The sequence below is a fragment of the Planctobacterium sp. R6 genome, assembly GCF_055755215.1.
On the sequence record NZ_JBVTQY010000007.1, the window covers coordinates 117917 to 129803 of the forward strand.

Annotated in this window: 9 protein-coding genes; 2 read left to right on the forward strand and 7 right to left on the reverse strand. The window is 44.0% G+C overall.

What is annotated here, in order from left to right; all coding sequences use genetic code 11:
* Both AC0J20_RS06960 and AC0J20_RS06965 read right to left on the reverse strand, forming a co-directional pair.
* Positions 1 to 2256 carry a polysaccharide lyase 6 family protein gene (locus AC0J20_RS06960; RefSeq protein WP_473021147.1) on the reverse strand — a complete coding sequence of 752 codons (2256 nt, stop codon included), beginning with the start codon at positions 2254 to 2256 and terminating at the stop codon, positions 1 to 3.
* A 30-nt stretch (positions 2257 to 2286) separates the two neighbouring features.
* On the reverse strand, positions 2287 to 3165 hold the full coding sequence (locus AC0J20_RS06965; RefSeq protein ID WP_473021148.1) for an NAD(P)-dependent oxidoreductase: 879 nt from the start codon (positions 3163 to 3165) through the stop codon (positions 2287 to 2289).
* A gap of 630 nt (positions 3166 to 3795) precedes the next feature.
* Here AC0J20_RS06965 and AC0J20_RS06970 point away from each other — a divergent pair.
* Positions 3796 to 4014, forward strand: a complete 219-nt coding sequence (locus AC0J20_RS06970) for a hypothetical protein (RefSeq protein ID WP_229528406.1) — start codon at positions 3796 to 3798, stop codon at positions 4012 to 4014.
* A gap of 21 nt (positions 4015 to 4035) precedes the next feature.
* Here the strand turns inward: AC0J20_RS06970 and AC0J20_RS06975 are convergent, their stop codons facing one another.
* Positions 4036 to 5517, reverse strand: coding sequence for a methyl-accepting chemotaxis protein (locus AC0J20_RS06975; protein ID WP_473021149.1), 1482 nt, complete (start codon positions 5515 to 5517; stop codon positions 4036 to 4038).
* A 126-nt stretch (positions 5518 to 5643) separates the two neighbouring features.
* Here AC0J20_RS06975 and AC0J20_RS06980 point away from each other — a divergent pair, with 126 nt between their 5' ends.
* On the forward strand, positions 5644 to 6180 hold the full coding sequence (locus AC0J20_RS06980; protein WP_473021150.1) for a DUF6436 domain-containing protein: 537 nt from the start codon (positions 5644 to 5646) through the stop codon (positions 6178 to 6180).
* Position 6181: 1 nt separating this feature from the next.
* On the opposite strand, the gene AC0J20_RS06985 is transcribed toward AC0J20_RS06980, so the two are convergent.
* The 4 genes from AC0J20_RS06985 to AC0J20_RS07000 form a co-directional block, all read right to left on the reverse strand.
* Entirely contained in the window at positions 6182 to 9619 is a 3438-nt protein-coding gene (locus tag AC0J20_RS06985; RefSeq protein WP_473021151.1) for an FG-GAP-like repeat-containing protein, read from the reverse strand.
* Positions 9616 to 11037: a carboxypeptidase-like regulatory domain-containing protein gene (locus AC0J20_RS06990; protein ID WP_473021152.1), complete on the reverse strand. Its 1422-nt coding sequence runs from the start codon at positions 11035 to 11037 to the stop codon at positions 9616 to 9618. Before AC0J20_RS06990 ends, AC0J20_RS06985 begins: the two co-directional genes overlap by 4 nt.
* Before the next feature lie 134 nt (positions 11038 to 11171).
* Positions 11172 to 11636 carry a hypothetical protein gene (locus AC0J20_RS06995; RefSeq protein WP_229528400.1) on the reverse strand — a complete coding sequence of 155 codons (465 nt, stop codon included), beginning with the start codon at positions 11634 to 11636 and terminating at the stop codon, positions 11172 to 11174.
* A complete protein-coding gene (locus AC0J20_RS07000) occupies positions 11636 to 11884 on the reverse strand; it encodes a DUF1653 domain-containing protein (RefSeq protein WP_229528399.1) in 249 nt (82 codons plus the stop codon). The genes AC0J20_RS06995 and AC0J20_RS07000 overlap by 1 nt, the downstream gene beginning before the upstream one ends.
* Positions 11885 to 11887 lie beyond the last annotated feature (3 nt).

Below are 11887 nucleotides of genomic sequence, written 5' to 3' on the forward strand. Positions count from 1 at the left end.
CTATGGACGTGCGTCATACTGATTGTCAGAAACAATCGCCGTATGCGGGCCTTTGACTCGCAATTCAGCGATAGCCGGTGCCGGTGTTTCGATAAAGGTATTTTCTGTGATCCTGGTTTTGGGTTCACCCACAGTGTGCTCAATCTTTACAGGTGCGGAGCTGAACCACTGATTGTTGAGTAGATCGGCCACCTGAACACCGTGTAAATACAGGCTGGCCTGGGTTTTATTGCGCTTACCATCACCGACATTGATGATTTCGTTACCGCTGGCTAACAGGTGCGGTCCGAAGGTACTTTCGTCCGTACCGCCGCGATATAATTTAAGCAAAGCACCCTGCACATCTTCAAACAGGTTGTCCTGCAAATTCACATATTCCGCATTGTAAATACCCAGGTCTTCTATCTCTGTATCAAGGCGTAAAATGTCGCCGGTCACATTGATAAAGGCATTGTTCTGCAGCGTAATCTCATCGGCAAATGCGCCTTTACCCGTAACAAAAAAATGAAAGGAGTGGTTAATATCCAGATCTTTAATGTAGCTGTTGAGTACCTGCAGGCGATAATTCTCCACCATACCCCATTTTTGCGTGCGCACTACCGCATTGCCTGCCGCATCCGGGCTGGCTTCACCGGAGATATTCAGTTCGTCTAATTTCAGACTACCACCATCGCGGATTTCAAACAGTGCAGAGCGTTCATAAGTTAAAGTAGTGCCTTTTTCCTGCGCGCCTTTAATGGTTAAGGTTTTACTGACGGGGATGAGCCTGGGAATATCATACTGGCCCGGAGACAGCGTCAGAATATCGCCGGATTGGGCACTTTCAATCGCCTTTACTAATGCCTCAGCACCGGCCTCTACCTGAATAACACGACCAGAATCAAATGGGAGCAGTGCCGGTGTTTTTGGATACCAGGTGACCCCAGTTTCGGCTTTAGACACGACCTGCAAATTTGGCTCTGCACCAATCTTTCGCGCTGATGAACTCAACAAGCCATTTTTATTGCGTTGCAAAGTCATTGCCTGGGTATTAATACCCGCTTTTATAGCATCGGGGGCCTGGGTATTGGCCACATTGCCAGAAAATTCAATGCCACTCACATCATCAAACAAAGTAAAAGGCTGTTGACCATCGTCGTTGACAATCAGGTTATTTTTAAAATAGCTGTTCACCGGTACCGCACTGCGCTCTGCGTCGCTACCGGCAGCCAATTGAATATGCCTGACGTTCACAAAGGTGTTGTTTTCAATTCGAGCATTGTCTACCTGATGGTACCGGTTGATTGGCGAGTCAGGCACCCCATTCATAACCGTAAAACCACTGCCGAAACGATAACCGGTCAATCCTTCCAGGTAATTGTTGCGCACTATTTGATCTTTATTGATGATCCGAATTCCACCGGTGTGTGGCACACCATTGCCAATAAAGACATTTTTCTCAATCAGGTTGCCATTTCCATGACGCATAGTGAGTGTGCCCTGGGCTTCGTAAAAGACATTGCCACGTAAGGTGTTTTTACCGGATTTCACCGAAATGATTTCAACTTCGCCATTGGTTTGCTCAAAATAATTGTTCTCAACCAGGGTATACGAGTCTGTCAAAGAAAAGTGACTGGTACCAATGCGTAGTGTTTCGCCACCATTGGACCCAAAGGTTGGGCGATAACCGAAATAGTTGTGATCAATCTGATGATGGTTTTGCTGGCTGTTTTCGTGATTCAGGCGAACGGCAACCGTAACACCTTTATTGCGTTTACCTACCAAATGACTGTGATCAAAGCGATTGTGTTGGCCATACATCGCGACCCAATAATCCGACTCTTGTTTGTCAGGATTGTTGTAATTGTCGATCACGACTTCAGTAACACGGGAGTGATAAGCAAATTCATCTTTGTTGCGACGAAATTCAATCACAGCGCTACTGGGCGTATAGCCATCGCGAAACACCAAACCCGACACCAGCAGGTGTCTACCCGCCAGTCGCAAGTTGGATTGTCCGGATAGTATCACCCGCCCCCTGGTCTCGGCGGTCAGGTGAATCGGGGCGTCTTTCGTCCCATTGGCATGCAGCAATATTTCAAAATCCTGCCAGGTACCATTTTTAAGGACAATGACATCACCGGGTTGCAATCCGGTACTGATTTCCTTAAATGCCTGCTGAGTGTCAATAAAGTACTCTTTTGCCGATAATGGAGAAGCCATTAACAGCAACGCAACTGAGCACAATTTTGCAAAAAAGACGCCGGAGACTTTCATAATCACCCCTTCTGAACCAAGGACACCAAATTACTTTTCTAACTTGCAAAAGTAATCAAAGATTTCCGGCACATTACCCCGGCCCATACCCGCGTCGAATGCGGCCTGTAGATAACCAGATGAGCCTTCCGCGATTTTTGACTCGGTGCCAAGGTCAGATAACATCTGTACAAAGTAGTGCAAATCTTTGTTGGCGTTAGAAATAGAAAAGCCCAGGTCACTGACGTTATCAACCGCATAGTTTTTGCAAAACTGCATAAACGGAGAACTAGATGGGCCGGTTGACATGATGTCAAACAGTTGTTGCTTATCAACACCAGCGCGCTCAGCGACAGCAAAGGCCTGAGACATGGCACAAACCGTGGTCATGCCCATAAAATTGTTAATCAATTTTGTTGTGTGACCGGAGCCTAATGCGCCGAGATAAAAGACGTTTTCACCCTGGTCTTCCAGTACAGGCTTAACCTTGTTAAAGGTGTCAAGCTCGCCTGATGCCATAATATTGAGCAGACCATCTTTTGCATGGGCAGGTGTGCGACCCAGTGGTGCGTCGATCATGCCTACGCCTTTTTTAGCCAAATCGGCGCCAATCTTGCGGGTAGAAGCCGGAATCGAGGTGCCAAAGTCAATCAGTGTCGAACCGCTTTTTATTCCCGCTAAAATACCCGCTTCACCGTAGATAACGTTTTCGACAATGTCAGAGGTCGTCAAACATAACATCACAATATCTGCGCCTGCGGCCAGGTCCTGAGCCGTCTCAACAGTGCGGGCTCCTCTGGCAACACACTGGGCAACCGCATCTTTGTTAAGGTCCATCACAATCAGGTCATACCCTTTGTTTTGCAGATTCTCTACCATATTGCTGCCCATAAGGCCCAGACCGATAAAACCAATAGTTGGTTTAGACATGAATCACTCCTGAGTTTTGGTTGCAGGTGATTGTAATCACCCCGGATGCCACGGACGTAGCTACAGTCGCATCCCAATTATTTCATTCAAGGCCAGAGAGTTTAAAAAGTTTCCTGAAAACCTTCCTTCCAGGTTCGTCCTCTGTTCTTGTCAACATTCAGTCAAAAATGCCAGACAAGTTGGCCACTTGTAAGAGGGTAAATGGTTACCAGATAACAGTTACCACCCAACCCTTAATTAAACTTTATTTTTGTATTACCATTTTGTCAACCAATTATTTACCAATTGTAAATCATTGGTTTGGAAACTGTTTATTAAAACCAAAACAGATCAGATTTTAATTAATAATTTCAATTGGTTATAGGCTTGGATGGTTTGCACCAGAAAACGAAGTTTTAATGGTTGACGCATTAATTTTTAAGTGGAGAGGTTGGACATAGTGGTTTCAAGACAGCTGACCGAGCCACGAGGAACACGAATATTGAATACTGGTAATAACAATTTAACACTGCCGGTAAACAGATCCGTTTAAAATTTGCTAATTGCTCCCTGTTCGAAACAAGAGTGGATAAAATAGCGCTTGCAACGTACCCTAGTATCGATGAGTACAACCGGATTTCAGGGAATTTAATGTCAGAGAAAAACACTAAAAAACTTCCCCCCAACGTAAGGGTAATGATTGCACTGTGTGCCAGCCCTACCCTGATGGTGATCGCTTTTTTGTTTTACAATCTGTACACAGCGCAATGGCGGGAAATAGGGATCAGCACGGTGATATTTTCACTGCTGGGGGGCTTTGCCTACTATGTGGTCATTATGGGGAAATTGCCTTTCACCGGGCGTAAGTAAGTCGCAGCGTAAAACGCAGGATTAGCACTTAAACCGATCCAGGCGCTTTTCTAACCGATTGGCGCTTTCTAGCAAACCTTCGATATCATTGGTATTTTCCTGAACTTCCTTACTTTGCATTTCGGTATTATCGCTTAACAACTGCAGGGACTTAGAGATTGCTGCTGATACCGAGGTTTGCTCCTGCACAGCGTCGGCCACTGACTCCATATTATCAGCCAGTTCTTCAATGGCACGATTCGCTTCAACCATGATCTCTTTGGAATCAGACGCAATGTTGACCACATTTTCCACCATAGTGATGCTTTCGGTCATGGCGACAACTGAGGCGTCGGCGTCTTCAATCAAACCACTGGTAATGCCTGATATCGATTCCGTATTTTCCCGGGTTTTTATGGCCAGTTGTCTGACTTCGTCAGCCACCACAGCAAATCCCCGACCATGCTCACCCGCCCTGGCTGACTCAATAGCGGCATTTAATGCCAACAGATTAGTTTGGTCAGAGATAGCGCGTATGGACTCCATAACAGTTTCTATCTTTGCGCTGCGCTCTGCCAGTTGATTGACCTTAGCCCCGGTTTGACGTAATTCATTGTTGAGTATATTCACTTCAGACACCGCCTTATCAATAGCTGACGCGGCCTTGTCGGTCTCGTTGCGTGCAGCGTGAGACAGGGTGTTAACGTCCTGGGTGCGACGTGCAACCTCTTCGTTGGTAACCGCTAACTGTTCTGTGGCGGAGGCAATCTGGTGAACCTGGTCCATATTACTGCTGGACAACGCGGTAATATGACGCGTATTTTTCGAGACGCGCTGACTCATTTCAGCCACCTGATTTGAAATTTGTTTTGCTTCGCCAGACAGGCCTCTGAAAGCCGTTACCATATTAATAAAAGGGGTCAGGTCTTTGTTGTTTTGGTCCAGCTCCACGGTTAAATCAACAAATCGTTCGTCCTTGAGCATTTCGCTCACTGACTCGATAATACTGTCGCTAAATTCGGCTTCGCGTTTACTGATGTTGGATATCCAGATAAGTACGGCTCCCTCAGCCACAGCAAACCCGGCGTGGATCACCAAAATGTAAAATTTGACATACTCCGGCAAAAACACATACACCGGTGCCCCGCTACTTTGTAAAACGAAAAAGATGATATGATGCACCGCAACCGTTGCTACTGATGCCGCGACCACCTGCCAGTCACGGTACAAAACGGTGAATGCCAGGACTGCAAAAATTTCAAAATGCATTTCTGGCAGACCATAGGATTGCTGAATGTGAAGTGCCGCAAACAACTGGATCGCAATACCGATAACAATGCGGGTGATCCGTGCATGAGGATTGGCGTAAATCAACATCAGTGGCAGTGACAGAATAATTACACTGCCCAATACGGCTTCGCCCCAGGTGTTGGTAAATATTGCGATAACCAGGGATAGTAAAGCCTGACCGAATAATACCATTTTAAAAATGTTGTGGGCCCGGTCGAGATAATCAGTTTTCATGGCGTTCCTGTAGAGGTCTGTCGAAATTCTTTGAAATTTAATTCGTTGTATACTGATAGTTTTAGAGTGTAGATCAAAACCTTGAAACCACCATTAGACCAAAGTGTTAGCTTGCTGCGTGGCACAATGACAAAAGAAAGGCTGATTTACTGGCTGGTAGCACTTTGGTGTGTACTGTGTTTAACACTGGTGTTTTCCTTCACCTTTTCCAAAACCCGAGATTTCGATGCTGATGGCACCTTCATCCAGTATTCGGCCGCAACGGATTTTGATCAGGCATTTAGCGGTTGGTTGAGTGCTGAAGTGGGCGAGTTAAAAAACAAAGTCGTGCATTTCAGTCAGGGGAATTGCACCTGCGAATGGATAGCACAATCCCACATTCACAGTGTTAAATTACTGGCCGAACAACAAGGCAAAACCAATCTGCAACTAGACATCTCCGGCTTGCCTGAAATGACAAAACGACTGCCGGTAACCCCCGCAGTTGCGGTATACGACCAACATGGTCAACTCACTTATCTCGGCCCCTATGCCACCGGATTTTTTTGCAGCGCAGGTCAGGGCCTGGTAGAAACCTTTATTAAGCAATCACATAGCAAGACAGGTTACGGAGGAGCAACCATCCCGCTGGATGCCAATGGATGTTATTGCGATATTAAGTAGACTATCTATTAACCATTCTCATTCTGGTAATGATTGAGGCAGCATGTGGCACATCCCCAATATTATGGCCAAATTGTATTCGCTGAATACCATCTTGTAGATCAGAGTTAAAATTTGTATCTGAACTATTTTTGATGTACCAGAAATAAGTTGAAGACCTCCTTACTGCAACATCGGCACGCCCATCACCATCATAATCTGCAGGGACGGGAATATCTGATGCCTGGCTTCCAAATGCAACTCGTTGTATTGCGTTGTCAGAACTATTCAAAATATACCACATTTTATTTGAAGGTCTTCTAACTGCGATGTCTGCGATACCATCACCATCATAATCTGCAGGAACCGGGATATCATCGATATTTTTTCCGAACTGAACACGTTGTATTCCATCCCCTCTTTCAGAATTGAAATTCGTTCCGGAACTATTTTTTATATACCACATAAAGGTAGAGGGTCTTCTAACGGCAACATCCGCTTTACCATCACCATCATAGTCTGCCGGAATAGGAATATCAGTAGCTTCGCTCCCAAAGGCCACTCGTTGAATTTCACCATCAGAGCTATTCAAAATATACCAAGTTTTATTGGAAGGTCTTCGGACTGCAATGTCAGTGATACCATCACCGTCGTAATCCGAAGGTACAGGAATATCATCGGCACTTTTGCCAAATTGTATACGTTGGATACCGTCAGCCATTTCTGAGTTGAAGTTTGATCCTGAGCTATTGATTATATACCAATAGAAATTTGACGGACGCCTGACGGCAATGTCTGCAATTCCATCGCCATCAAAATCTCCTGAAACAGGAATATCTCTGGAGTCTTTCCCAAATTCACTCCTCATTATCTGCCCTGAAGATGAACTGAGTGCATACTGAAAATAATTTGAAGATCTGCGAATAGAAACATCTGCAATACCATCACCATCATAGTCAAGAGGAACAAATTCTGTTACTTCCTGCGATATCGTAGTTGCAGTAAAGGTTTCGCTCCGGTCTCCAACAGTCAGAGTTGCTTGTACCTCTTTATTCATTTCTTCACTTGAGCGCAACTGTATCTGTACGATGTCCCCATTGTCCACGAAACCACGCTCAGTTGTAAAATCGCCTTCATTTACTCTATATTCCCCATTTTCGATTGAAATGGTAGCTACGCCAGAAATACCCGTCACGGTAATTGAATTCGATAATAAATCGGTTGAGACAGCAACATCGTATTGGGGAGAAAATTCGAATGCATCAGGAGAAATATCTGAATCGCCGATAGCGTGCCTAAATACGCCACCACCATTAGTTCCCACATATAACACATAATTGGCTATCGCCAGTTTGTTTGCTGCATATTTGGTTAATCCCGGCATACCAGAGGAAGGGAATTCGGACCAGGTTGAGCCATAATCATTTGAAACAAATACACCATTGTATGCCTCAGCTAGATATACTGTATTTCCCTGCGAAACGAGGTCAGTAACATAGTCTTCATTTCCAGGTTGAGTAGAATATGGTCCTCTCCAGCTAACATCAGCGAATGATTCTGCCGAATAAGCATCACTGCTTTCTAAAACTCCAGTGTACAGGCTACCCGCTATGACCCTGCGGTCGTCAGTTATGGTAATTGCACCAATATTAGAATTATCCAGTATTTTAAAAAAGCTCTCCCCGCCATCAACTGACTTATACAAGCCCCCCAGGTGATCATCATCACCTGGATTTAAATCTGAAGCAGCAACATAAATATTTAAGTGATTGTTTATATCCACATGCAAGTCATTGATATACAGATTCGAAAACAAATCCTCTGTGTTGATAGCGTTGAAACTCACACCACCATTGTCTGAACGGTAAATTACACTCCCGGAAATACTCTGATTTTTACGATTGGATGCCAAAGTTGCATAAACGTAACTTTCATTTGAAGGAGCAAATTCGATATTATTGAATCCTCCTTCAACTTCATCTAAATGATGTTGCAATACAAGAGAAAACGTGTCACCAGAATCAGCGCTGTAATATAACGTCCCGTTGAATTTGTCCGACACGAGAACAATGTCGGGATTTACGGGGTTAATTCCAACGCCAAACGTTTGAAAAAGACTGCTGGCTTCGCCAGTTACTATACCTTGCCAATCATTACCATACTGTTCAGAACGAAACGGCCCACTCAATCCAACCGCGTATACAATATCACCATCTGCATTTGCTTTTAAACCATCAATAGATGCACCTGAAAAGCCTCGACTCCAGGTTTGCCATGTTTGACCTCCGTCGGAAGATTTAAATACACCTCCGCCGTAATTATTTACGTAAACAATGTTCTCATCCTCAGGATCAACGACCAGGTCTACTGGAATTCCTGCGTTTATTCGGGCAGGTCCATATTTCCCAGATTCCTTACTATACCCAATCCAGGTATCACCAGCGTCTTTACTTACATAAATAGCGTTCTCGAATCCTGCGTATAACGTATCAGGATTGGAATGCGAAAAATTTACAGTCGATATAGGGCCGTTGATAACATTGACTGCCACCCTCTCCCAGGAGTTTCCGCCATTGGATGTACGGAATAGCCCCCCCACCATTGGGATATTTTCATTTTGACAGGCGTCGTTCGCTACACCACCAGCATACAGGATACTGCTATTAGTTGGATGCATGCGTAAAGTGCCCAGGTAAGGGTCTTCAAGACCATTGTTAATACTTTGCCAGGTATCACCACCATCGGTACTTTTTAAAACTCCCTCACCTCCAAGATCTTCAATACTGTTACCATCGCAATTACTATTTGCAGCCTCAACATCAAAAATCCCGGTAGAGAGGTAAAGTGTATCCGTATTATTAGGATCAACTATTAGGTAGCGGGCAAGATTGTCGCCCGTCCAAATGGTGCTCCAGTTCTCACCTCCATCTACACTTTTAAAGACACGCCCCTTAACTTTAAGAAATGTTCTCCCCATCTCACCGATTTGCAATTCAGCCTGAGCATAGACAATGTTTGAGTTCTCAGGCGCTACCGTAAAACCACGAAATACTAAATTTGTGTTCTCTTCACCGGCCAAACCCTTGTCTATACCATTAACTTTTCTGGTCCAGGTGCCACCACCATCAACAGATTTAAATATGCCAAAGTCACCTTCACTTTTAGTACCTGCCCAAAGAATTTCAGGGTTATTGGGATCTACGGCAAGGCTAAATATATTGATATCTACCCCTTCTTGCCCTTCGGCCAATATCCCACTATTGGATGGAGTCCATAAAGCCCCGGCATTGTTTGAAACCAACACGCCAGCAAAATTGTCCGACAAAAACATCTGATTTGATTCAGTTGGATGGATCAGTACATAGTACCCAAGCCCGCCAATAGGCCCACCTGTAGGTTGCCATTCGGCAAAAACGTGACTTGAAATAAGCATTAGAAAGCTCATAAACATGCGTTTCATAAACTGAACTCCCGAAAAAACACGGTTGTGGTTTTAGGCTCACCTAAACCTAACCAATCATCATAAAACTCTCTTAGTAGTAACGTGACCGAAATACGGCCATTTTGAACCGGTTCAAATAGTATTGACTCTACAGCGGGAATCATTGGAGCCAATCTGTTATCAGACTCGATGTAACTATTCACCCAAAAAGGGGACGGATACAAACGGTTCACCTTACTGACTCTGTCATAACCAGTCTTTGCAACGAGTACTTTGCCATAGGCGTTTCCAGCTTTTCCCGGTAGGTTTCCTCGCACCCAGTTTGGAATCCTACTTCCTTTAATCTGCTGCACAGGTTTTCCATTGCTGTCCACCACGTCTATAATCAAAATGAGATGTCTCATAGGATTTCCACCGGGAACTCTGTGACCAGCTCCGCGATTAACTAACTCTATTCTAATAGATAACCCATCACTTTGATTATCAAATTCAACTTTACTCTCTATTGCTTTAACCACATCAGATAATTCTGTTTTAAAATGATGATTTGACAATGTATCTGATGCTCGAAACACACCTCCCTTGTGTGGATCAGCCGCATAATTTTCAGAAGTAACCATATGGCAAGATTGACACTCTGTTCCTTGCTCTGCATATTGGCTCTCAATCCATTCGGAATAATCAGAGTAGATATTTGTTTTCCAAAATCGTCCCTGGTGACAAGCGGCACAATACTCGCTTTTTTTGTACAGTGGATTGAAACTATCCCGCTCTCTTGCAACGTCATCCAAAGAGCCAAAAAAAACTTGAGAATCTTGCGGTTTTAGAAATGAAATTCGTTGTTTTCCCAGCAAGAGTGAATCACTGCTGTCAACATCAATAATTTTGTGGCAAAAATCGCAACTTATAGACGCAACCGAATTTGAACTCACGGGAGTATGACACAACATACATTGCGCAGTCGGCAGTGCAATATTTTCAGAATTTATTAGTTTATTGAAAAGTGACTGGTTGTCGATGTTAGCGTGTGAACTCTGTCCCCATTCCCTGGTTATTCTTTGGTGGCAATTTTCACATGGCTGAAATTGGGTGGGGGTATTCTCACCCATCTCTGAATGTAATGATGCTAACCATTCATATCTTTCATCATTTTCAGGTAATCTGCTAAGTGTAAAAACAACTTTTTCGACCTGCTCTTCAATAAGGTCATGTTTTACTCTAACTTTTTTTGCACTGATTAAATAGCCATTCTTCCAAACAGTTAAAACTGACTCAGTATTCGTCAGGTTGATACAAAACTGCCCTTTAGCATCTGTAGATACAGTGTTCACAGTAGCCTGCTCCCTTACTGTCGCATTATTCAGTGGAGCGCCATTATGGTCTTCAACAAAACCACAAACTTTAAGTGAGGCGACAAAGATAAACGCACTAAGCATAGGGAACTAATATACCCGCAAAAGGTTGTACAAAAATCACTCTATCAGTAACCAACACTGACATAGTATAAAAATCAGTACAACCGATTTATATTAATTTTATTACGCTCCTTAGAAAATGAAGTTTTAAAGATTCACCAATTCGCCTGCTTTATGGCATTTTCAATATTACTGATATCCGCATTCACTGCATCGCTGTTCAGGTCGGCCAGGGCAGCGCTAAAACTAAACGTCATCAAGACAAACTTATCGGCATTTTTGATAGAAGAAATCCGCCAGCGAGTGACAACAATATCCTCACCATCTTCTTCACCGCGCAGTTCTTCTAAATCACAAAGCACCCCTTCGGTAATGGTTTCGTAATCAGCCTGGGGATAGACACTGTTTATCAGATGCTGTTGTTGCTGTTCATCCTTAACATCAAACTGATAACATTTTATGGTCAGGTTTCCGGCTTCGTGGTTTTGATTGAGTAAAACGATTTCAGGTACCTGACTTCCAAAATTCAACGACTTATCCGGTTTCATATCGGATTCGTGTTGCAACCATTCTTGCGGTAATGTCAAAGTGGCAATGCCAAATAAATCAATACTGTTCATCAGGCACTTTCCCCCATCGGGCCAACATAGGCAAATCGAGGGATTTGCTTGCCGTCAACCAGTACAGTTTCGGTAAACATGCTGAAGGGCCGTATCCACAATTTGCCCTCGCCATACAGGGGCCGGTAAATCACATACAAGCTTTCATCCTCAGAATGGGTGGCCGTATCGATCACCTGATAATCATGGCCTTTGTAATGCCGGTACAATCCGGGTAACAGGGTATTGTTTGCTGAATGTTGACTCATAAA